22 protein-coding genes are annotated in these 20,125 nt (G+C 67.7%); 7 read left to right on the top strand and 15 right to left on the bottom strand.

Translation table 11 applies throughout. The features are described from left to right. Nucleotides 1–8: 8 nt before the first annotated feature. Complete coding sequence (locus QZM72_RS00380; protein WP_301736795.1) at nt 9–1,055, bottom strand: MBL fold metallo-hydrolase; 1,047 nt, start codon at nt 1,053–1,055, stop codon at nt 9–11. 216 nt (nt 1,056–1,271) lie between these two features. Here QZM72_RS00380 and QZM72_RS00375 point away from each other — a divergent pair, with 216 nt between their 5' ends. Further along, entirely contained in the window at nt 1,272–2,177 is a 906-nt protein-coding gene (locus QZM72_RS00375; RefSeq protein ID WP_301736794.1) for a LysR family transcriptional regulator, read from the top strand. Nucleotides 2,178–2,200: 23 nt separating this feature from the next. Here the strand turns inward: QZM72_RS00375 and QZM72_RS00370 are convergent, their stop codons facing one another. The 5 genes from QZM72_RS00370 to QZM72_RS00350 all read right to left on the bottom strand — a co-directional run bounded on the left by QZM72_RS00370 (nt 2,201) and on the right by QZM72_RS00350 (nt 7,743). Beyond that, on the bottom strand, nt 2,201–3,673 hold the full coding sequence (locus tag QZM72_RS00370) for an alginate export family protein (protein WP_301736792.1): 1,473 nt from the start codon (nt 3,671–3,673) through the stop codon (nt 2,201–2,203). Between the two features lie 14 nt (nt 3,674–3,687). Continuing rightward, entirely contained in the window at nt 3,688–4,641 is a 954-nt protein-coding gene (locus QZM72_RS00365; RefSeq protein WP_089471100.1) for a VOC family protein, read from the bottom strand. Nucleotides 4,642–4,811: 170 nt separating this feature from the next. Next, nucleotides 4,812–6,701: an amidohydrolase gene (locus tag QZM72_RS00360; protein ID WP_301736790.1), complete on the bottom strand. Its 1,890-nt coding sequence runs from the start codon at nt 6,699–6,701 to the stop codon at nt 4,812–4,814. A gap of 19 nt (nt 6,702–6,720) precedes the next feature. Continuing rightward, complete coding sequence (locus QZM72_RS00355; RefSeq protein WP_014725963.1) at nt 6,721–6,888, bottom strand: DUF1427 family protein; 168 nt, start codon at nt 6,886–6,888, stop codon at nt 6,721–6,723. Between the two features lie 168 nt (nt 6,889–7,056). Next, on the bottom strand, nt 7,057–7,743 hold the full coding sequence (locus tag QZM72_RS00350) for a hydrolase (protein ID WP_301736789.1): 687 nt from the start codon (nt 7,741–7,743) through the stop codon (nt 7,057–7,059). Nucleotides 7,744–8,049: 306 nt separating this feature from the next. On the opposite strand from QZM72_RS00350, the gene QZM72_RS00345 reads away from it, so the two are divergent. Continuing rightward, nucleotides 8,050–8,328, top strand: a complete 279-nt coding sequence (locus QZM72_RS00345; protein ID WP_301736788.1) for a XapX domain-containing protein — start codon at nt 8,050–8,052, stop codon at nt 8,326–8,328. Nucleotides 8,329–8,486: 158 nt separating this feature from the next. Beyond that, nucleotides 8,487–9,395: a LysR family transcriptional regulator gene (locus QZM72_RS00340; protein ID WP_301736786.1), complete on the top strand. Its 909-nt coding sequence runs from the start codon at nt 8,487–8,489 to the stop codon at nt 9,393–9,395. Nucleotides 9,396–9,550: 155 nt separating this feature from the next. Here the strand turns inward: QZM72_RS00340 and QZM72_RS00335 are convergent, their stop codons facing one another. After that, nucleotides 9,551–10,288, bottom strand: a complete 738-nt coding sequence (locus QZM72_RS00335; RefSeq protein WP_301736784.1) for a YoaK family protein — start codon at nt 10,286–10,288, stop codon at nt 9,551–9,553. A gap of 367 nt (nt 10,289–10,655) precedes the next feature. Between QZM72_RS00335 and QZM72_RS00330 the strand changes: the two genes are divergently transcribed. The 3 genes from QZM72_RS00330 to QZM72_RS00320 all read left to right on the top strand — a co-directional run bounded on the left by QZM72_RS00330 (nt 10,656) and on the right by QZM72_RS00320 (nt 13,571). Further along, on the top strand, nt 10,656–11,375 hold the full coding sequence (locus QZM72_RS00330) for a TetR/AcrR family transcriptional regulator (protein ID WP_301736783.1): 720 nt from the start codon (nt 10,656–10,658) through the stop codon (nt 11,373–11,375). A gap of 136 nt (nt 11,376–11,511) precedes the next feature. After that, entirely contained in the window at nt 11,512–12,387 is an 876-nt protein-coding gene (locus QZM72_RS00325) for an alpha/beta fold hydrolase (protein WP_301736781.1), read from the top strand. A gap of 41 nt (nt 12,388–12,428) precedes the next feature. Next, nucleotides 12,429–13,571 (top strand): FAD binding domain-containing protein, encoded by a 1,143-nt coding sequence (locus QZM72_RS00320; protein WP_301736780.1) that lies wholly within the window; start codon nt 12,429–12,431, stop codon nt 13,569–13,571. On the opposite strand, the gene QZM72_RS00315 is transcribed toward QZM72_RS00320, so the two are convergent. The 6 genes from QZM72_RS00315 to QZM72_RS00290 all read right to left on the bottom strand — a co-directional run bounded on the left by QZM72_RS00315 (nt 13,499) and on the right by QZM72_RS00290 (nt 17,182). Then, nucleotides 13,499–13,768, bottom strand: a complete 270-nt coding sequence (locus tag QZM72_RS00315) for a hypothetical protein (protein ID WP_301736778.1) — start codon at nt 13,766–13,768, stop codon at nt 13,499–13,501. The genes QZM72_RS00320 and QZM72_RS00315 overlap by 73 nt on opposite strands. After that, nucleotides 13,765–14,043: a DUF4148 domain-containing protein gene (locus tag QZM72_RS00310; RefSeq protein WP_301736776.1), complete on the bottom strand. Its 279-nt coding sequence runs from the start codon at nt 14,041–14,043 to the stop codon at nt 13,765–13,767. The genes QZM72_RS00315 and QZM72_RS00310 overlap by 4 nt, the downstream gene beginning before the upstream one ends. Nucleotides 14,044–14,216: 173 nt before the next feature. Next, a complete protein-coding gene (locus QZM72_RS00305) occupies nt 14,217–14,966 on the bottom strand; it encodes an amino acid ABC transporter ATP-binding protein (protein WP_301736775.1) in 750 nt (249 codons plus the stop codon). After that, on the bottom strand, nt 14,953–15,603 hold the full coding sequence (locus QZM72_RS00300; protein ID WP_089471090.1) for an amino acid ABC transporter permease: 651 nt from the start codon (nt 15,601–15,603) through the stop codon (nt 14,953–14,955). Before QZM72_RS00300 ends, QZM72_RS00305 begins: the two co-directional genes overlap by 14 nt. Beyond that, on the bottom strand, nt 15,600–16,286 hold the full coding sequence (locus QZM72_RS00295) for an amino acid ABC transporter permease (protein ID WP_089471089.1): 687 nt from the start codon (nt 16,284–16,286) through the stop codon (nt 15,600–15,602). The genes QZM72_RS00300 and QZM72_RS00295 overlap by 4 nt, the downstream gene beginning before the upstream one ends. 89 nt (nt 16,287–16,375) lie before the next feature. Next, entirely contained in the window at nt 16,376–17,182 is an 807-nt protein-coding gene (locus tag QZM72_RS00290; protein ID WP_089471088.1) for a transporter substrate-binding domain-containing protein, read from the bottom strand. Nucleotides 17,183–17,651: 469 nt separating this feature from the next. Between QZM72_RS00290 and ansP the strand changes: the two genes are divergently transcribed. Next, complete coding sequence (gene ansP, locus QZM72_RS00285; RefSeq protein ID WP_301736774.1) at nt 17,652–19,142, top strand: L-asparagine permease; 1,491 nt, start codon at nt 17,652–17,654, stop codon at nt 19,140–19,142. A gap of 67 nt (nt 19,143–19,209) precedes the next feature. Here ansP and QZM72_RS00280 read toward each other — a convergent pair whose 3' ends face one another. Both QZM72_RS00280 and QZM72_RS00275 read right to left on the bottom strand, forming a co-directional pair. Next, nucleotides 19,210–19,536 (bottom strand): DUF4148 domain-containing protein, encoded by a 327-nt coding sequence (locus tag QZM72_RS00280; RefSeq protein ID WP_301736773.1) that lies wholly within the window; start codon nt 19,534–19,536, stop codon nt 19,210–19,212. 141 nt (nt 19,537–19,677) lie between these two features. Beyond that, on the bottom strand, nt 19,678–19,941 hold the full coding sequence (locus QZM72_RS00275; RefSeq protein WP_301736772.1) for an AbrB/MazE/SpoVT family DNA-binding domain-containing protein: 264 nt from the start codon (nt 19,939–19,941) through the stop codon (nt 19,678–19,680). Between the last annotated feature and the right edge of the window lie 184 nt (nt 19,942–20,125).

The raw sequence follows: 20,125 nt of genomic DNA, 5'->3' as shown, positions 1-20,125 counted from the left end.
CCGGCTCGTCACCGCACCGGCGTCGCGTCATAGTTGACCGGCACCCAGTCGTATTGCGCACCATCCCGGCGCAGGTGGCCGAGCCCGGGAAACGCGATATGCGCGGCGCCGACGAGATAGCGCCGATCGGCGACGCGCTTCAGCGTGTCCCGTCGCGTGCGGCGGGCCGCGCCCGCATCGCTGTCGTACTGGACCGTCGCGTCGACGTCGCGCAACTGGATCGCCGCCACGTGCACGATGTCGCCCCACGCGAGCAGGCCCGCATTGCCGCTCTCGATCAGATAGGCCGTATGGCCCGGCGTATGGCCGGGCATCGGCACCGCGCGAATGCCGGGCGCGAGCGTCGCTTCGCCGCGAAACGTCTTGAAGCGGCCGGCCGCGACGTAAGGCGCGACCGCCGCCGCGGCCGCATCGAAGAACGACGCGAGGAACGCCGGCGTTTGCGCCTTGTTGGCGGGATCGAGCCAATACGCGGCCTCGACGGCGTTCACCCGCACGACGGCATTCGGAAACGTCATCGCGCCGTTCGATACGATGCCGCCCACATGATCCTTGTGCAGATGCGTGAGCAGCACTTCGTCGATCTGCCCCGGCGCGTAGCCGGCCGCGCGCAGGTCGTCGACCAGCTTGCCGCAGCAGTCGCCGTACAGCGTGCCGGCGCCCGCATCGACGAGGATCCGCTTCGATCCGGTATCGACCAGGAATGCGTTGATCGACCCCTGCACGGGCGGTTCGAGGAACGCGCGGTCGAGGTCGCGCCGGATCTCGTCCTTCGAGATGTCGCGAAACACCGTGTCGACCGGAAACGGATGGGTGCCGTCGGACAGCGCGATCACCGTGAAGTCGCCGATCTTCTGCCGATAGAAGCCGGGGGGCTGCCGGCCCGCGCCGGGGGCCGGCGCCGTGGACTGCGCTTCGGGTTGCGCATTGGCACGGGCGTCGGACGACGCCTCGGCCTGCGCGAACGCCGCGGATGCGAGCAGGCCCGCACATCCGGCCACGACGAGCAAACGGGCCGCATGCACGACGCACGCGTGCCGGAACAGGGTCTTCATATGTTCTCCGTGACGAACCGGACGCCCGCCCGGCCACGAACGGACCGACCCGAACGACACGCGATGTGGCGCAGCTTATCGGGCGCCTTGGCGAAAATCCCGCGCGTGGCCTGAATTGTCCTGAAGACCGGTACGCGCGCGCGGCCGCCACGCCGGCCGGCGCTAGAATGCGAACCGCATGCACCCCGACCTTACGACCCGCATCGAGGCGACCCCATGGACAAATTCTCCGCGCTGCGCGCCTTCGTCGAAGTCGCGGAAGCCGGCGGCTTCTCGAGCGCGGGGCGCCGGCTCGATCTCGCCGCTTCGTCGGTCGTGCGCGCGGTGGACGCGCTCGAGGCGTCGCTCGGCACCGTGCTGCTGAACCGCACGACACGGCAGGTCACGCTGACCGATGCGGGCGCCGTCTACTATGCGCGGGCGAAACGCGTGCTCGGCGAACTCGCCGATGCCGACGCGCTGGTGGCCGATCGCGGCGACGCGCCGTCCGGCCCGCTGCGCGTGTCGGTCCCGGTCGCCTACGGTGTGCGCCGCATCGCGCCGCACGTCGCCGCGTTCGTCGCGCGGCATCCGAAGCTCGACCTCGACCTGCAACTGACCGACGAACGCGTCGATCTCGTGTCCGCGCGGATCGACGTCGCGATCCGGCTCGGCGACGCGGCCCCGACCGCGGAAGTCGTCGCGCGGCCGCTCGGCACGTTCCGGCGCTACGTGGTCGCGAGCCGCGCTTACCTCGACGCGCACGGCACGCCCGCGGCCCCGGGCGAACTGGTCGATCACGCGTGCCTGCGCTTTCATTTCGGCGTCGACCAGCAGACGTGGACGTTCGCCGGCGCGCAACGCACGACGCAGGTCGTCGTCACCGGCCGGCTGAAATCGAATCACAGCGAGGTGCTGCGCGAGGCCGCGCTCGACGGCGCCGGCATCGCGCTGCTGCCCGACTGGCTGATCGATGCGGACCTCGAAGCAGGCCGCCTGCAGCGGCTGTTCGATCAATACGACGTGACGCCGGGCTCGGCACGCGCGGTGATCACCGCGCTGTACCTGCCGAACCAGCGCGGCTCGAAGCGCGTGAGCGCGTTCATCGATTTCGTCGAATCGCTCGCCCGCGCTCAGGCCTGACACGCGCGGCGCCGCGCGACGCGTCACCAGCCGAACTTCGCTTCCATCCCGAGATAGTCGGCATTGCGTGCGCCGAGCGCGCGAATCGACGAGCCGAGCTGGAAGTGCACGGCTTCGAGCGCGAGCGCGACGTTCGCGTTCACGAGCCAGTCGACACGCGCCTGTGCATACATCCCCGTCCACGCGCCGCCCTTGCCGGCCGTGCCCGGCACCGCCGACATCCCCTGCCCGTAGATCGCGTCGGCGGTCGTCTGCCGCCACTGGAAGCCGACGGCGGTGAGCACCGTCACCGAGCTGGCCGGCTTGAACGTCAGCGACGGCTTCACGTGGATCAGGTTGCTGTATCCGGTATAGCCGGCGAGCGTGAAGTAATAGCCGTTCGGAAACATCGGGTTGAACGTGCCGACGCGCCGGTCGCCCGGATGCGCGTCGCCCGATGCGCCATCGACCTGGATGCCGACGCGCGGCGTGCCGGCCGTCTTCGCGAACGTGTAGCCGCCCAGCGCGCCGAACGCCCACGCGCCGACCGTGTCCTGCCCGACGTGGCCGGTCTGCAGCATCGCCTCGACGTCCCAGTCGAACCCGTCGGTCTTGCCCGCGTAGCGCATGTCGAACACGTCGCGCCGCTCGGTGCCGGAGGCATCCGGATAGCGCGCGTTGTCGCGCGTATAGCGCGACCAGTACGCGGACAGATCGCCGGGCCCCGTGCCGGTGCGCTCGACGCGCACGCCGTCGAACCGCAGGTGCCGGTTCGACACGTCGTCGAACACGGCCGCATTGCGATACTGCACCGGCCGCGTCACATAGCCGATCAAGCGCCATTTGCCGATTTCGTAATCGGTCCACAGTCCGTCGTACGCCTGCCGCACGTTCGGGCCGTCGCGCACCGACACGAAGCGCTGCAAGTCGAACGCCATCTCCTGCCGGCCGACCCGCGTCTTGAACGTGCCGGGCCCCAGTTGATCGACGTACGCGACGAACGCCTGTTCGAGGTCGAGCTGATCCTTGTCGACCGGGCCGACCGTGTCCTTACCGAACGGCCGCGCATCGACGAACTGCACGAACGCCTGGAAATGCCCGCGATAGCGCAGGTCCGCATGCACGTTCGCGCGCTGGATCACGTAGTTGTCGTCGTGCGCGGCGCCGAGGCCGAACAGCGGCGCGTTGTTCAGTTCGAAGCGCTCGCGCAGGTTGGCGCCGAGCGACAGGTAGGTCGACGGGTCGTCGCCGAGCCGTATGTATTTCAGCGCGTCGAACGGCTTGCGCGGCACGCACGGATTCGCGAGCACCGACCAGTCTTCCTGCCAGCGGTTGAACGACACCGTCGGGCGCTTCGCGGTGCACGCCGCCGCGGCGGCGGCCGGCGACGCGGCCGCGCCGGCCGCCGCCACATTGGCATCGACAGCGCCATCGGCGCCGACGGCCGACCCCGCGTGCAACGCGGCGCCGCCCGCCAGCACGACGCACGGCAGCGCACCGCGCCACGATCGCTTCATCGGCCGGCGCACCGTCATTTCGACCGCGCGTGGATTTCGGCGACGTAGCCGCCCGGGAACTGCACGAGCGCCGCGTCGCGGCCGTCCGACTTGAACGGCGGCACGAGCACCGTCACGCCCGCGGCTTCGGCCTGCTTCAGCGTCGCGGCGAGATCGGCCACTTCGTAGCCCGTCATTTCGCGCCCGAACGGGTAAGGCAGATGGCCGTCGGTCGCGAGCACGGTCATCTTGCCGAAGCCCGACTCGATCCGGATGCGGCGGTACGTGTCGTTCGGCCGGCCGATCTCGATGCCCGGCGCATGGCGCACGTCGGACACGATCTTGCCATGCGAGAACGCGGCGAAATCGCGTGCGAGCTTGCTCGCGCTTTGCGGCGATACGTACACGCGGTTCTCCGGCACCGTCTGCAGCGGGTCGTAGTTCGGCGCCTGCGTGTGCCAGTACAGCTGCATGTTCACGCCGCCCGGCCAGCGGACGATCGCGTCGCGGCCGATCGGGTCGGGGAACGTCGTCACGACGATGTCCGCGCCATGCGCGCGCGCCGACTTCACCGCGACGTCCATGTCGGTGACGAGATAGCCGGTGCGTTCCTCGCAGAACGGATACGGGATCGGCGTCTTGAAGCCGAACACCGAGATCGTGCCGACCGGCGTCAGCACGAGTTGCGACATCGTCTGGCTCGGCGTCGGCGTGACCTGGAACACGCCCTGCTTCGACTTCTTGCCGCCGAACGTCGCGACGAAGCTGTCCGTGAAGCGGTCGAAGTCTTCGGGTGCGACGCACACGTGGGTCGTGTCGTATTGCGGGCCGACCGCAATCGCGGGGGAGCGCGCCGCGGCGGCCGGCGACGCGATGTCGTCGAGGTGGGTTTCGTCGGCGAGTGCCGGCGCGCCGGCCAGCAGCGCGGCGAGCACGGCCGACGACGCGGCGGTGATGCGCAGCATGTTGCGCAGATTCAGTGAACTCATCGGTTTTCTCCTTGATGGTGACGCGCGCGGCGTGGCGCCGCGCGCGGATTCGGATTCAGCGGAATGCAAGCCACTCATCCAGGCGGCCCGGACGGCAGGCGAAAAACACGCGCCGCGAGCGGCGGCGTGCGGCCCCCTGCCGGGGCGTTGCAAGCGGTATGCACGCGATATCAGATCGCCCAGCACGAACAGCCGAACGCGCCCCAGAAGCCCTTCGCGTCCGACGTCGGCAACGCGCTGGCCCATGCGCTCGCGTGCGCATGCTGGTGAAGGTTGCATTCGTTCGCGCAGGCGCACATCGCGGCGGCCGCCGCGCGTTGCAGCGGCGCGCCGCTACGCTGCGTCGCGCCCCAGCCGCCATAGCCGCCGAACTCGCGCACCGGCGACCAGTCCGGCATCGCCGGCGGGATCGGCGCGTCGTGCGACGCGAACGGCCCCGCGCCCCACACGATCTTCCCGTCGACCACCGTCAGCAACGCGGTCGTGGCGGCGATATCGTCCTCCGCGCACCCGAAGAAATCGCGATCCGGGACGACCAGGTCGGCAAGCTGCCCCACCGCGATCCGGCCTTTCTTGCCTTCCTCGTTCGAGAACCACGTCACGTACTCGGTCCACATCCGCAGCGCGGTTTCGCGATCGAGCAGGTTGCGCTGCGGATACATGCGCATGCCGCCCACCGTCTTGCCCGTCACGAGCCACGCGAGCGACACCCACGGGTTGTACGATGCGACGCGCGTCGCGTCGGTGCCGGCCGATACCTTGAGCCCCTTCGCGAGCATCTTCGCGACCGGCGGGGTCGCCTCGGCGGCCTGCGCGCCGTAGCGTTCGACGAAGTATTCGCCCTGGTACGCCATCCGGTGCTGCACCGCGATGCCGCCGCCGAGCGCGGCGATCCGGTCCATCGATTTTTCGGTGATCGTTTCCGCGTGATCGAAGAACCAGTTCAGCCCGTCGAGCGGGATGTCCTCGTTGACCTTCTCGAACACGTCGAGCGCGCGGCTGATGGTTTCGTCGTAGGTCGCGTGCATGCGCCACGGCCAGCGGTTTTCCGCGAGCGCGCGCACGACGCCTTCGAGATCGTCCTCCATCTGCTCGGGCAGGTCCGGACGCGCGACGCGGAAATCTTCGAAGTCGGCCGCGGAAAACGCCAGCATCTCGCCCGCGCCGTTGTTGCGGAAGTAGTCGGTGCCGTCGTGGTACTTGACGCTCTTCGTCCAGTTCACGAAGTCTTCCTTCTCCGCGTTCGGCTTCTGCGTGAACAAGTTGTACGCGATCCGGATCGTCATCTCGCCCGCGTCGTGCAGCTTGCGGATCACTTCGTAATCGTCGGGATAATTCTGCGAACCGCCGCCCGCGTCGATCACGCCCGTCACGCCGAGCCGGTTCAGCTCGCGCATGAAATGACGCGTCGAGTTGTACTGATATTCGAACGGCAGCTTCGGGCCCTTCGCGAGCGTCGCGTAAAGGATCGTCGCGTTCGGGTTCGCGAGCAGCAGCCCGGTCGGGTTACCGGCGGCATCGCGCAGGATGGTGCCGCCCGGCGGCTCCGGCGTGTCCTTCGTATAGCCGACGACACGCAGCGCGGCCGCGTTCAGCAACGCGCGATCGTACAGGTGCAAGATGAACACCGGCGTGTCCGGCGCGACTGCATTGAGTTCGTCGATCGTCGGCAGCCGCTTCTCCACGAACTGGTGTTCGGTGAAGCCGCCGACCACGCGCACCCACTGCGGCGCGGGCGTCACGGCGACCTGACGCTTGAGCATCTCCATCGCGACCGCGAGCGACGGCACGCCGTCCCAGCGCAGTTCCATGTTGTAGTTCAGTCCGCCGCGAATCACGTGGCAGTGGTTGTCGATCAGGCCCGGCAGCACGCCGCGGCCGCCGAGATCGATCGTCTTCGTCGCGCGGCCCGCGAGCGGCATGACGTCCGCGTCGCTGCCGACGGCGACGAAGCGGCCGGCGGCAATCGCGACTGCCGTGGCGACGGGGTTCGTGCGGTCGAGCGTCGTGAATCGTCCGTTATGCAGGATCAGATCCGGTTGGGTCACGGTTGCGGTCATGTGCATCACCTCTTGTTGATCAGAAGCCAAACAGCTGTTTCACGGTGGGTAAGGCTTGCACGCCGATCAGCATGCCGAGCAACCCGACCAGCGCAATCAGCGGCGGTGCGGGAGAGCGAACCTTGATGGCGCTGTAAATCACACCGATCAGCAGGCCCGCACCAAGGGAAACCAGATAAGGTTCCATGCGATAAATCTCCCGGACAAATTCAAATGCAGGCGCAGTGTTTCGAACGGCATGCCGCGGGCGGCATTCGTGTTTCGGTCACGTCCGCCGCCCGCGGCAAGGGAGCCCATGCGGCGCGTTCGCATCGAACCCGCCGCACCGGCATCGGCCGTTACAGGCCGTCAGCGCTTACTTCGCCGGAACGGGCGCGATCGACTCGTGCGGCGTCGCGGTGCGCTGCGGCGCCTTGTGGAGCATCGTGTACGCGTAGTCCACGCCCATCCCGTAGGCGCCCGAATGCTCCTTCGCGATCGCCATCACCGCGTCGTACGTCTCGCGGCGTGCCCAGTCGCGCTGCCATTCGAGCAGCACCTGCTGCCACGTGACCGGCACCACGCCGGCCTGCACCATGCGCTGCATCGCGATATCGTGCGCAGCCTGCGTCGTGCCGCCCGATGCGTCGGCGACCATGTAGATCTCGTAGTCGCCTTCGAGCATCGCGCACAGCGCGAACGTCGTGTTGCAGACTTCGGTCCACAGGCCCGACACGACCACTTTCTTGCGGCCGTTCGCGGCCAGCGCGTCGCGCACCTTCTGGTCGTCCCACGAGTTCATCGACGTGCGTTCGAGCGTCTTCTGGTTCGGGAACACGTCGAGCAGCTCGGGATAGGTGTGACCCGAGAAGCTCTCGCTTTCGACCGTCGTGATCGTCGTCGGGATGTTGAAGACCTTCGCGGCCTTCGCGAGGCCGATGACGTTGTTCTTCAGCGTCTGGCGATCGATCGACTGCACGCCGAACGCCATTTGCGGCTGCTGGTCGATGAAGATCAGCTGGCTGTTGTGCGGGGTAAGTACTTCAAGCTTGGGGTTGCTCATGATGGTGATGTCCTTTGACGCGGAGAAAGATGAGGCTTGCCTGGCCGACGCATCCGCGCGGCGTCCGATGCGCGGTGTCGGAAGCGTCGGCAGCCGGCCTGCGTCATTCAATACGCGAATGCGCGACCGCACCAGTTAATTGTTCTGATTCTCGCCACGCGCTGAATTCAGACTGAAAAGATCTGAATTTCATTGAATGCGCTGACGACGAACGCGCAGACCTGATAGGCTGGCCCAACACTTTCGGATCGACGCCAGCCCGGTATTCATCCGTATTTCTAACGGCCGTCACTCCATTCCACATCCATGAAACCGTACATTGCTTCACTTCTCGCCGGCATCCTCGCCGGCGTCGTTTACGCGCTGATCGGCGTGCAATCGCCGGCGCCGCCCGCCGTCGCCCTGGTCGGCCTGCTCGGCATTCTGGCCGGCGAGCAGATTCTTCCCGTGGTGCGCCGGATGTTCGACGGCATCCGCCCGGGAACCGCGTGGCGCGACGCGAAGTGCAGCCAGCACATGTTCGGCGCACTGCCCGGCGCGCACGCGGATGCTGCCGTGAAGCGCCGCGAATCGACGCCGACGTGACAGGCGGATGTCGAGCGCATGCGGCGGCGGCCCGACGGTTGGCGCACATGCGTGCGTGTCTCGGTACGTCGGACGACGAACCGTTTTGAACCGTACTGGATTCAGCGTCGCTCGACGGCGCGACATCGGCTGATGCCCTTGCCGTAGCGGAACTCGTGATGAAGCTGTCATTCGAAGCACTCGAGGCACTGGACGCGATCGACCGCACCGGTACGTTTGCCGACGCGGCGGAGTTGGTGCACCGCGTGCCGTCCGCACTGACATACGTCGTACAGAAGCTCGAGAACGATCTCGGCGTCGCGTTGTTCGATCGCAGCGGGCGTCGCGCGAAGCTCACGCGCGCGGGTCGCGTCGTCGTCGAGGAAGGCCGCCGCCTCCTTCATGCCGCCGAACAACTCGAACGGAAGGCGCAGCGTGCGCAGCAAGGTTGGGAAACCGAGGTCCGCGTCTGCATCGCCGAGATACTGCCCTTCGACATGATGTGGCCATACGTCCACGCGTTCTACGATCTTGAAATGGACACGCGGCTGCGACTCTCCACCGAAGTGCTCGGCGGCACCTGGGATGCGCTGATTTCGCGGCGGGCCGACCTGATCGTCGGCGCGGCCGGCGAGCCGCCGGAACTGCCGGACATCGTGGCGCAGCCCATCGGCACGCTCCGGCACGTATTCGCGGTCGCCCCTACCCATCCGCTCGCTGCGCTGCCCGAACCGCTGTCGATGGCGTCGATCGTCGCGTATCGCGGCGCGGTGATCTCCGACACGTCCCGTGAACTTCAGCCGCAGTCGGTCGCGCTTGACGCCGGCCAACCGTATCTCGCGGTGCCGACGCTCGCCGCGAAACTGGCCGCGCAATGCGAAGGACTCGCGGTGGGTACGCTCCCGGACTGCATCGCGGCGCCCGCGATCGCGCAAGGCAGGCTCGTCGCGCGGGAAGTCACCGGCATGCGCGACACGACCCATTGCCATATCGCGTGGCGTGCCGACGAAGCCGGGCACGCACTACGCTGGTGGGTCGACCAGCTCGGTCACCACGACCTCGTCGACCGGTTCACCGCGCTCGCGTGACGCCGCGCTTTCCGCAAACAGTCGAGCGGTCTCGCGCTTGCCGGCCTGCATCCAGCCGTTCTCGAAATCAGCGTTGAAGGAAACGAAGAAACGCGGAGCGGCTTCGCCGCCGCTCCGGTCGCGCACGCAGCCGACGCCGCGCGCGGAATCGGCGTTCAGCGCGACGCGGACGGCTCGCCGGCTCGGCCGGATCGCCAGGTGAGGAAACCGAGCGCCGCGAGCGGCAGCGCCAGCGCCCAGAATCCGGCGTACAGGTAGGCGCTCGCCCCGGCGCCCGCGCCGAGCGCGAACCCGACCACCGGCGGCAGCGTGCGTCGCAGCCGCGCGCGCGCGGCTTCCCGTTCGGCCGGCGCGGCGATCGGCACGAGCCAGTCGAATGCATCGATGACCGCTTGCGTGACGTTGCCGGTCATCACGGTGTTCGCGACGACGGTGCGCGCGGTCAGCCGGCCGTGCGCGTTCTGCACGCCCATCGCCGCCGCACCGAGCAGCCCGCAGACGATCGTCGCGGGCGCATCGGCGCTGCCGATCGGCGACGCCGCGACGCCCGCGAGCATGAATCCGGCCAGCAGGATCGTCTGCAGCGCGTACAGCGAGCGCGCCCGCGGGCCATGCCCGCGCACGCGCATCCGGTGATCGAGCAGGCGGGCGGCCACGATTCCCGCGATGAATGCCGGAAACGCGAGCCACTTGATCATGAGGCCCTGACCGACACCGGCGAGGCCCGAGCCGATCAGGATGAAGTTGCCGGTAACGTGTGCGGTAAAGAGCCCGAACAGCGCGACGAAGCCGAGCGTGTCGACATAACCGGCGATCGACGCGAGGAACACGTCCTCGCCGCGCACGTGATCGGGGGCCGCCGTGCCCGCTGCCGTTACTTGCGCGGGCTGCATGTCGTGGCTTCCGCGGTTGTGTCGGCGGTGTCCGCATCGCGGACCTGTGCGGCGGGCAATGGCACGCGCCAGAGAGGGGGCAGGAAGCCGACTGCGATGCCGGCTCCCGGCGAGATCAGATGAGGCATGGTCCATTCCGGTTGCGCCGCGAGCCGGGCCGACAGGATGACGCCCGGCCGTGCGGCGGTTCTGAAGCAAGATTAGGGAACGCCGGCCTGAAAGTCATGGCGGCGAGCTGAATTTTCCTGAAAGCGCCGAACGGCGCACGGCTCTGCGCGGTGCCCGCCTGCGTGGCCGGCCGCGCCGGGGCGCGCGTTGCCATCTTTCGATCGACAAGGGCAGAATGGCCGCATTCAGGAGCCGACGCATGACCGAAGCCAAGCGCAATGCCGCACCCCGCACGCGCGGGACGACCGTCGACGCCACCGCCGGCCCGTCGGGCCGCCGCCTCACGCCCGAAGCGCGCGAGCGCCAGATCGTCGAAAAAGCGGTCGAGCACTTCGCGACCCACGGGTTTTCCGGCAGCACGCGCGAACTTGCACGACAGATCGGCGTCACGCAACCGCTGCTCTACCGGTATTTCCCGAGCAAGCAAGCGCTGATCGATCGCGTGTACGACGAGGTCTACACGTGGAATCCCGACTGGGAAAAACTGATCGCCGATCGCTCGGTGCCGCTGCAGCAGCGACTCGTCGCGTTCTACCGGTCGTATGCGCAGACGATCCTGCGGCGCGAATGGATCCGCACGTTCATCTTCGCGGGGCTCAGCCGCGAAGGCTTCAACACGCGCTATCTTTCGCGGCTGCGCGAACGCGTGTTCCTGCCGGTGCTGCGTGAACTCCACCACGCGTACGACATCGCGACGCCGGGTTCGGAAGCGCAGCGCAACGCGGAAATCGAGCTCGTATGGAGCCTGCACGCGAGCATCTTCTATCTCGGCGTGCGCAAGTGGGTATACGGGCTGCCGATCCCCGACGATCTCGACACGGAAATCGAACGGCAGATCGACGCGTTCCTCAACGGCACGCCGGCCGCGCTCGAGCGTGTCGCGTCCGCCGCGGCCGCGAAGCGCCCGCGCCGCAGGTGAGGCAGCGGCGCCGCGCACGGGCCGCGCTTGGGCCGGTTCAGAACGATTCAGCCGCGACGCACGTCGCCTGCCCTATGCTCGGACAGCATCGGACGCGTGCCGTATCGCGCACCGCCCGCAGAACCAGGACTCCCACATGACGACCGACACGCTTGCACCGACCCATCACACCGTTACGGCGAACGGCATCCGCCAGCACGTCATCGATGCCGGCGCGGGCCCCGTCGTCGTGCTGCTGCACGGCTTCCCCGAAACCAGCTTCGCGTGGCGCTTCCAGATTCCGGCGCTCGCGCGGCACTATCGCGTGATCGTGCCCGACCTGCGCGGCTACGGCGAAACCGACAAGCCCGCGGCCGGCTACGACAAGCGCAACATGGCGCGCGATCTCGCCGCGCTACTCGATGCGCTCGGCATCGAGCGCATCGCGCTCGTCGGGCACGATCGCGGCGCACGCGTCGCGACGCGTTTCGCGAAGGACTTCCCCGAACGCGTCGACCGGCTCGTCGTCATGGACAACGTGCCGACGCGCATCGTCGCGCAGAACATGACCGCGCAAACCGCGCGCGCGTACTGGTTTTTCCTGTTCCATCAGGTGCCCGACCTGCCGGAGGCGCTGATCGCCGGCAAGGAAGCCGAATGGCTCAGCTACTTTTTCGCCGACTGGTGCTACAACCCGCACGCGATCTCGGGCGATGCATTCGACACGTACGTGCGCGCGTATCGGCGGCCGGGCGCCGTGCGCGGCGCGCTGGCCGACTATCGCGCGAACGCGGAAGACGTGCGGCAGGACCTCGTCGATGCGGATGTCAGGATCGCGTGCCCGACCATGGCGATCTGGGGCGAGGATTTCTACGCGGTCGGCAAGATGTTCGACATGAAGGCCGTGTGGGAAGGCATGGCGACCCATCTGCGTGCCGAGCCGATCGCGCAGTGCGGACATCTGCCGCACGAGGAGCAGCCCGAGCGCGTGAACGCGCTGCTGCTCGATTTCCTGCGCGGCTGGGCCGGCTGACGCAACGCCCGCCGCACGCGGCATCATCGGGGGAACATCGGATGGAACACGGAACGGGCCGCAAGGCCGTCATCGCCGGCGGATCGGTCGGCGGGCTGTTCGCGGCGACTGCGCTGCGCGCGGCCGGCTGGGACGTCCGCGTCTTCGAGCAATCGCAGCACGCACTCGACAGCCGCGGCGGCGGCATCGTGCTGCAACCGCCGATCGAGCGCGCGTTCGCGTTCGGCGGCGTGGCGCTGCCGCACGACGCGGGCGTCGATTCGGTCGACCGCATCTACGTCGACGCGCAGGACCGGATCGTGCAGCGCTTCGCGATGCCGCAGACGCAGACCGCGTGGAACGCGATCTACACGGCGCTCAAGCGTGCGCTGCCGGCCGAAATCATCCACGCCGGCGACGCGTTCGAGCGGTTCGAGCAGGACGGCGAGCGGATCGTCGCGCATTTCGCGAGCGGCCGCGCCGAGACGGCCGATCTGCTGATCGGCGCGGACGGCGGCCGCTCGACCGTGCGCGCGCAGTTGCTGCCCGACGTGCAGCCGACCTATGCGGGCTATGTCGCGTGGCGCGGGCTCGTCGACGAACGCGCGCTGCCCGAGCAGGTGCTGGTGATGCTGCGCGAACGCTTCACGTTCCAGCAAGGCGATCGGCACCTGTTCCTGACCTATCTGGTGCCCGGCGCCGACGGCACGACCGAACCGGGCGGGCGGCGCGTGAACTGGGTGTGGTACCGGCGGCTCGCGTCCGAGCGGCTGCCGTCGCTGTTCCTGGCGCGCGACGGCACGCAGCGCGACGGGTCGCTGCCGCCCGGCGCGATGCGCGACGACAACCGCGCGGAACTCGTCGACGCCGCCGACCGGATGCTCGCGCCGACGCTCGCCGCGCTCGTCGATGCGACCCCCGCGCCGTTCGCGCAGTCGATCGTCGATCTCGCGGCCGCACGCATGGCCTTCGGCCGCGCTGTGCTGCTCGGCGACGCCGCGTGCATCGTGCGTCCGCACACGGCGGCGGGCGTCGCGAAAGCGGCGGACAACGCGGTCGATCTCGCCGAAGCGTTGCGCGACGTCGCACGCGGCGCCGCGTTCGACGCCGCGCTGGCGGGCTGGGACGCGCGTCAGCGGGCGGCCAGCGCGTTGTTGTCCGCGCGCGGGATCGCGCTCGGCGCGCGGCTGATGGGCGCGGCGTGACGGCTCGCTGCGCGGAGGTCGACTGCCGCGTGGTGCGGATCGAAGTCGGGATTGAGCGCGCGCAGCACGCTGGCGCGCCCGCCATCGTCATCGGGCAGTTGCGGCTGCCCGCGCGCGAAAGCCGGGGCCGCGGCCGCCGCGAGCCATACGGCGGCCGCCAGCCCCCTCGCGCACGTCGATATGGCGGCCCGCTTCATCGCGCGCTCGCGGTCGACACGGCGGCCGACGTCATGGCCATTGCCGTGTGGCTGTCGCCATGGGCGATCGCATACAGCTCGCGATTGCGCGCAATCGTCTGCGTGCTCGGCGGATAGTCCCAGTTCGACGTCGGCAGCGTACCGTCGCGTTCCGCCTGAATCAGCTCGGCGCGCACGTCGGCGCGCGTGACCGTATGGTCGGCGGTTTGCGCGAATGCGACGACCGGTGCGCTCAGCGCACAGGAAAGCAGGACTGCGCGAATCAGTTTGTTCATGACCTTCACCTCTCAAAGATGGCGTGTTCGCGTCCGCAGATCAGGCCGGACATCCGCTCCGCATCGATGCGATGAGGAGTGGTGTCCATTCTGCGATTCGCGCGCTTTCCGGAAGGTGAGGCTTCGATTACGGTCTTGTCATCTGGCGCGGCCCGGCCGCTCGGCCGTGTCGGTCAGCGCGCAGCGGTTTCCGGATTGCGCACGCTGCCCAGAAACCGAGTCAACTCCACCGTCCGCGGCCGCTCGAAGATCTCCTCGGCGGTCCCGCTCTCCCACACGCGCCCCTGGTGCATGAACACGATCCGGTCGCTCACCGCCCGCGCGAAGTTCATCTCGTGCGTGACCATGATCAGCGTCATGTCCTCGCGCGCGAGCTGCTCGACCACGCCCAGCACCTCGCCGACGAGTTCCGGATCGAGCGCGGACGTGATTTCGTCGCACAGCAGCACGCTCGGCTTCATCGCGAGCGCCCGCGCGATCGCGACACGCTGCTGCTGGCCGCCCGACAGCTGTTCCGGAAACGCGTCGAACTTGTCGCCGAGGCCGACGCGCTCGAGCATCAGCTCCGCGATCGCGCGCGCCTGCTGGCGGTGCGACTTCTTCACCACCGACTGCGCGAGCATCACGTTCTGTCCGGCGCTCAGGTGCGGGAACAGGTTGTATTGCTGGAACACCATGCCGACCTTCAGCCGCAGCGCACGCAAGTCCGCATGCCGTGCATCGACGCGTTCGCCGTCGACCGAGATCGTGCCCGCGTCGATGCTCTCGAGCCCGTTGAGCGTGCGCAGCAGCGTGCTCTTGCCCGAGCCGCTGCGGCCGATGATCGACACGACCTGCCCGCGCTCGACGGAGAAATCGATGCCCTTGAGCACATGATGGGTGCCGAAGTTCTTTTCGAGACCCCGGGTTTCAACGAGCGGCATGCCATCTCCTTTGCAACGTGCGCGCATAACGGGTAAGCGGATAACAGAGCGCGAAATAGATCAGCGCGACGAGGCCATACACGACGAACGGCCGGAACGTCGCGTTCGAGATCGCGATGCCGGCCTTCGTCAGCTCGGTGAAGCCGATGATCGACACCAGCGCCGTATCCTTCACGGCCTGCACGCCGAAGCCGACCGTCGGCCCGATCGCGATGCGCGCGGCCTGCGGCAGGATCACGTGACGCAACTGCTCGACATAACTCATCGCCAGGCTGGCCGACGCCTCCCACTGCCCTTTCGGCACCGCCTCGACACAGCCGCGCCAGATCTCGGCCAGATACGCGCTGGTGAAGAACGTGAGCCCCGCCGTGGCCGCGACCCACGGCGAAACGTCGAGCCCGACGAGCGGCAGGCCGAAGAACACGATGAACAGTTGCATCAGCAACGGCGTGCCCTGGAACACCTCGATATAGAGCTTCGCGACGCCGCGCAGCACCGTCGAATTCGACACGCGCATCACGAGCAGCCCGAGGCCGACGAGGCCGCCAGACACGAACGACACGATCGACAGCACGATCGTCCAGCGCGCCGCCAGCAGCAGGTTCGCGAGAATCTGCCCGAACGTGAAATCGGTCATCGCGCACCTCGCACGCGGCGGGAGAACAGGCGGCGGCCCATCGCGCCGAGCGTCGCGCGCATCAGCAGCGCCATCGCCAGATACGCGAGCGTGATCACGAAGTACGTCTCGAACGCGCGGAAGTTGCGCGACTGGATGTAGCTGGCCGCATAGGTCAGATCGGCCACCGAGATCTGCGATACGACCGCCGACCCGAGCATCGTGATCACGATCTGGCTCGACAGCGCGGGAAACACCTTGGCGAGCGCCTGCGGCAGCACCACGTGGCGCAGCATCTGCGCGCGCGACATCGCCAGCGCGGACGCCGCCTCCAGATGCCCTTTCGGCACGGCGGCCACGCCCGCGCGCACGATCTCGACCGAGTACGCGCCGAGGTTGAGCGTCATCGCGAGAATCGCGGCCGTGTATTCGTCGATGTGCACGCCGAGCGCCGGCAGGCCGAAGAAGATGAAGAACAGCTGGACGACGAACGGCGTATTGCGAATTGCCTCGACGTACGCGCCGATCAGCGGGCGCAACCGCACGGCCGCGCGCGCGTCGGCGCTGTACGCGGCCGCGCCGAGCACGCCGACGGTCACGCCGAGCACGGTCGCGACCGCGGTCAGCGCGAGCGTGATCGCCGCGCCGCTCGCGAACACGCCGGCGTACTCGGCAAGCTCGCCGAATTGAAGCTGGTAGCTCATGGGAACGGAATGAATTCGGGTTCGGACAACGACACGCGCCGCGCCGGCCATGCCGGCCGCGGCGGCGTGTCACGCGACACGGCGCTTCGTCACAGTCCGGCCGGCAACGGCTGGCCGAGCCACTTGCGTGACATTTCGCCCAGCGCGCCGTCCTGCTTCGCATGCGCGATCGCATCGTCGATCTTCGCGAGCAGGCGCGGTTCGTTCTTGTTGACGCCGACGAAGCACGGCGAATTCTTGATCACGAACTTGACCTCGGGGCGGCGCGGCGGATTCTTCGCGAGAATCGCCGCCGCGACGATGTTGCCGGCCGCGATCAGTTGGACCTGCCCCGACAGGAACGCCTGGATCGTTGCGTTGTTGTCCTCGAAGCGCTTGATCGTCGCGTTCGGCGCGAGCTGCGACAGCGCGATCTCCTCGAGCGCGCCGCGCGTCGCGCCGACCGTCTTGCCGGTCAGGTCGGCGGGCCCGCTCACCTTCACGTCGGACGGCCCGAACACGCCCTGGAAATACGGGGCGTACGCGGTCGAGAAGTCGATGACCTTCTCGCGCTCCGGCGTCTTGCCGAGCGACGAAATCACCATGTCGACCTTGTTGGTCGTCAGGTACGGAATCCGGTTCGCACTGTTCACGGGCACCAGCTTCAGCTTGACGCCGAGCGCCTTGGCGAGGAGTCCTGCCATGTCGATGTCGTAGCCCTGCGGCTGCATGTCCGTGCCGACCGAACCGAACGGCGGATAGTCCTCGGGCACCGCGACGCGCAGCGTGCCGTTTTTCGCGATGGTGTCGAGCGCATCGGCATGAGCCGGCGCGGCGGCAAACAGCGCGATCACGGGGGCGGCGAGCAGCGCAGCCAGCCAGGTGCGTCGGGGGAACGGTCGGGTCGTCGGGCTCACGGTGAATCTTCCTTGTCTGGTATGTCGTCGGGCAGCGCAACGATTGCGCGGCCGACACCACTCCAGCAAAAACCGGGCCATCGACGTGAAACGCTTGCCGCACCGGCGCGAGACGGAAATTGCGGCGGACCTTGCGGCGAACCGGATTCCTCATTTCGGTGCATGAGCCGGCGCCGTCGGTAACGGTTGCCCTCGCAGCGCGCGCGGGCGCACCAAATTACCTATCCGGTTCACCCGGCGCCGCGACGCTATGCACGGATTCGAACAGCCCCAGTCCAAATTTGCATTCCGTTTGTGCCCGGAATTACGGCTGAATACGTTCGCGACGTACCGTGCCTTTCGTCACGTCAGACGAATCGCAATCGGGACGGACGCGCTCGATTGCGCGCGCCGGACCGCCGGTACCGGTGGTCCCGATCGCCCCGCGATCGGGATGAATCCAATCCCATCCGTGCGCGAGGATACCGTCATGGCATCGATTCCCGACCCGTCGACAACCGGCGAAACCGACAAACGCAGTTGGCTCGAATCGCACGAAGCCGGCTATCACAAGACCCTCGGCAATCGACAGGTGCAGATGATCGCGATCGGCGGGGCCATCGGCACAGGGCTGTTTCTCGGGGCCGGCGCCCGGCTGCAGGCCGCCGGCCCCGCGCTCGCGATCGTCTATCTGGTATGCGGCGCGTTTTCGTTCCTGATCCTGCGCGCACTCGGCGAGCTCGTGATGCATCGCCCCAGCAGCGGCAGCTTCGTGTCGTATGCACGCGAATTCCTCGGCGAGAAAGCGTCGTTCGTCGCGGGCTGGATGTACTTCCTGAACTGGGCGATGACCGGCATCGTCGACATCACCGCCGTCGCGCTCTACATGCACTACTGGGCGCCGTTCGCGGCCGTGCCGCAGTGGATCTTCGCGCTCGTCGCGCTGTGCATCGTCGCAACGATGAACCTGATCGGCGTGAAGTGGTTCGCCGAGATGGAATTCTGGTTCGCGCTGATCAAGGTCGCCGCGATCGTGCTGTTTCTCGTGATCGGCGCGGCGATCCTCGGCACGGGCATGCCGGTGGCCGGGCACGGCACCGGCATGCATCTGATCACCGACAACGGCGGGTTCTTTCCGCACGGACTGATGCCGGCGCTCGTGCTGGTGCAGGGTGTGGTGTTCGCGTTCGCGGGCGTCGAGCTGGTCGGCACGGCCGCCGGCGAATGCAAGGATGCGCGCAAGGTGCTGCCGCGCGCGATCAACAACGTGATCTGGCGCATCGCGATTTTCTACGTCGCATCGGTCGTGCTGCTGGTCTGCCTGCTGCCGTGGAGTGCGTACAAGGCGGGCCAGAGCCCGTTCGTCACGTTCTTCGGCGCGCTCGGCGTGCCGGGCATCGGCTCGGTGATGAACCTGGTGGTGCTGACGGCCGCGCTGTCGAGCCTCAACTCCGGCCTGTATTCGACCGGGCGCGTATTGCGTTCGCTGTCGATGGGCGGCTCGGCCCCCGCGTTTCTCGCGCGGATGAGCGGGCAATCCGTCCCGTACGCGGGCATTCTCGTGACGGTCGCGATCTATGTGGTCGGCGTGCTGCTCAACTATCTGGTGCCGTCGAGCGTGTTCGAGATCGTGCTGAACATCGCGTCGCTCGGCATCATCAGCACATGGGGCTTCATCGTCGTGTGCCAGATGAAGTTCCGCGCCGCGGTCAGGCGCGGCGACGTGGAAGACGTGTCGTTCAGGATGCCGGGCGCGCCCGTGACGTCGTGGCTCACGCTGCTGTTCCTGCTCGGCGTGCTGGTGCTGATGGCGTTCGACTACCCGAACGGGACGTGGACGATCGCATCGATCCCGCTGGTCGCGCTGCTGCTCGTGGCCGGCTGGAAGTGGCTGAGCCGTCGTGCGCGCCGTGCGTTGCTCAAGCCGACGATTCCGTCGATCGCGCTCACGCAGAACGTGCTCGAGAACGGCGAGAACTGACTCGCGGCGGCATGCGCGCCGCCGAACGATCCGCCGTCGGGCCACCGACGGCGGTCGACGGCCGCATTCAGTGATGCTCGTACAGCGGCTGCGTGTCGAGCGACGCGAGCGATGCGAACGACGGCGCGGCGGTCTTGGCGGCGGTCTTGGCGGCAGTGCTCGGCCGTGCGGCGGCCGATTGCGCCTGCTGCGCGACGACCTTCGCTTCGGCGGCCTGGATGTCCTCGGGATAGTACGGATCGCTGACGACCGGACGATAACCGGCCTTTTCGACGCGGACGAGATCGGCGCGCACGTCGGCCCGTGTGACCGCATGGTCGGTGGTTTGCGCAAATGCGACGATCGGTGCGCTCAGTGCGCAGGACAGCAGGACTGCACGAATCAGGTTGTTCATGATGTTCACCTCTCAAAGATGGCGTGTTCGCGTCCGCAGATCAGGCCGGACCTCCGCTCCCCATCGATGCGATGAAGAGTTGGGTGCATTCTGCGATTCGCGCGCTTTCCTGAAGGTGAGCCTTCGATTACGGTTTTGTTATCAGCGCGTATCCAGTCCGATCATCGAGCGGACGCCCTGTTCGACGATGGCCCGACTCATGTCCTCGATTGACACCGGCTTCTCGGGCTTCTTCACGACGCCCTTCAGCGATGCGAGCGAGCGCGTGGCCGGGTGGATCTCATACCGGCCCGTTGCCTCGTTGAAGCTGAATTCGATCCGGTCTCCGGACTCCAGGCCCAGTCGATTGCGGACGTCCACCGGAATGGTGACCCGCCCCTTTGACGTGATAGCGGCTGCCGTCATTGCGGCACCGCCAATATTCCTGGCTTTCTTGTAAGGCATATGAAAAAGCAAGGGCGAGCCGCAGGCGACCAAACGCCGACGCTGCCGCCGCCCGCACAGATAACGGTTTCGTAATCCTCGAGTCAGGGTCGGGTCAACGCCGCGCCGGCAGACTGCATGCTCGTCGCATCGAATGCGCATCCAA

Origin of the sequence: Burkholderia sp. AU45388 (assembly GCF_030481585.1) — a bacterium.
GTDB classification, from domain to species: domain Bacteria; phylum Pseudomonadota; class Gammaproteobacteria; order Burkholderiales; family Burkholderiaceae; genus Burkholderia; species Burkholderia sola.
The sequence above is the reverse complement of the archived record's forward strand: the minus strand, read 5'-3'. Positions and strand labels throughout refer to the sequence as shown.

What these genes read in the sequence shown, in the direction of transcription:
- ansP (WP_301736774.1), top strand. Translation starts at nt 17,652, where the DNA reads ATGGCATCGATTCCCGACCCGTCGACAACCGGCGAAACCGACAAACGC.
- QZM72_RS00295 (WP_089471089.1), bottom strand. Translation starts at nt 16,286, where the DNA reads ATGAGCTACCAGCTTCAATTCGGCGAGCTTGCCGAGTACGCCGGCGTG.
- QZM72_RS00340 (WP_301736786.1), top strand. Translation starts at nt 8,487, where the DNA reads ATGAAGCTGTCATTCGAAGCACTCGAGGCACTGGACGCGATCGACCGC.
- QZM72_RS00275 (WP_301736772.1), bottom strand. Translation starts at nt 19,941, where the DNA reads ATGACGGCAGCCGCTATCACGTCAAAGGGGCGGGTCACCATTCCGGTG.
- QZM72_RS00345 (WP_301736788.1), top strand. Translation starts at nt 8,050, where the DNA reads ATGAAACCGTACATTGCTTCACTTCTCGCCGGCATCCTCGCCGGCGTC.
- QZM72_RS00380 (WP_301736795.1), bottom strand. Translation starts at nt 1,055, where the DNA reads ATGAAGACCCTGTTCCGGCACGCGTGCGTCGTGCATGCGGCCCGTTTG.
- QZM72_RS00280 (WP_301736773.1), bottom strand. Translation starts at nt 19,536, where the DNA reads ATGAACAACCTGATTCGTGCAGTCCTGCTGTCCTGCGCACTGAGCGCA.
- QZM72_RS00325 (WP_301736781.1), top strand. Translation starts at nt 11,512, where the DNA reads ATGACGACCGACACGCTTGCACCGACCCATCACACCGTTACGGCGAAC.
- QZM72_RS00315 (WP_301736778.1), bottom strand. Translation starts at nt 13,768, where the DNA reads ATGAAGCGGGCCGCCATATCGACGTGCGCGAGGGGGCTGGCGGCCGCC.
- QZM72_RS00370 (WP_301736792.1), bottom strand. Translation starts at nt 3,673, where the DNA reads ATGAAGCGATCGTGGCGCGGTGCGCTGCCGTGCGTCGTGCTGGCGGGC.
- QZM72_RS00365 (WP_089471100.1), bottom strand. Translation starts at nt 4,641, where the DNA reads ATGAGTTCACTGAATCTGCGCAACATGCTGCGCATCACCGCCGCGTCG.
- QZM72_RS00320 (WP_301736780.1), top strand. Translation starts at nt 12,429, where the DNA reads ATGGAACACGGAACGGGCCGCAAGGCCGTCATCGCCGGCGGATCGGTC.
- QZM72_RS00300 (WP_089471090.1), bottom strand. Translation starts at nt 15,603, where the DNA reads ATGACCGATTTCACGTTCGGGCAGATTCTCGCGAACCTGCTGCTGGCG.
- QZM72_RS00305 (WP_301736775.1), bottom strand. Translation starts at nt 14,966, where the DNA reads ATGCCGCTCGTTGAAACCCGGGGTCTCGAAAAGAACTTCGGCACCCAT.
- QZM72_RS00360 (WP_301736790.1), bottom strand. Translation starts at nt 6,701, where the DNA reads ATGACCGCAACCGTGACCCAACCGGATCTGATCCTGCATAACGGACGA.
- QZM72_RS00350 (WP_301736789.1), bottom strand. Translation starts at nt 7,743, where the DNA reads ATGAGCAACCCCAAGCTTGAAGTACTTACCCCGCACAACAGCCAGCTG.
- QZM72_RS00330 (WP_301736783.1), top strand. Translation starts at nt 10,656, where the DNA reads ATGACCGAAGCCAAGCGCAATGCCGCACCCCGCACGCGCGGGACGACC.
- QZM72_RS00355 (WP_014725963.1), bottom strand. Translation starts at nt 6,888, where the DNA reads ATGGAACCTTATCTGGTTTCCCTTGGTGCGGGCCTGCTGATCGGTGTG.
- QZM72_RS00310 (WP_301736776.1), bottom strand. Translation starts at nt 14,043, where the DNA reads ATGAACAAACTGATTCGCGCAGTCCTGCTTTCCTGTGCGCTGAGCGCA.
- QZM72_RS00375 (WP_301736794.1), top strand. Translation starts at nt 1,272, where the DNA reads ATGGACAAATTCTCCGCGCTGCGCGCCTTCGTCGAAGTCGCGGAAGCC.
- QZM72_RS00335 (WP_301736784.1), bottom strand. Translation starts at nt 10,288, where the DNA reads ATGCAGCCCGCGCAAGTAACGGCAGCGGGCACGGCGGCCCCCGATCAC.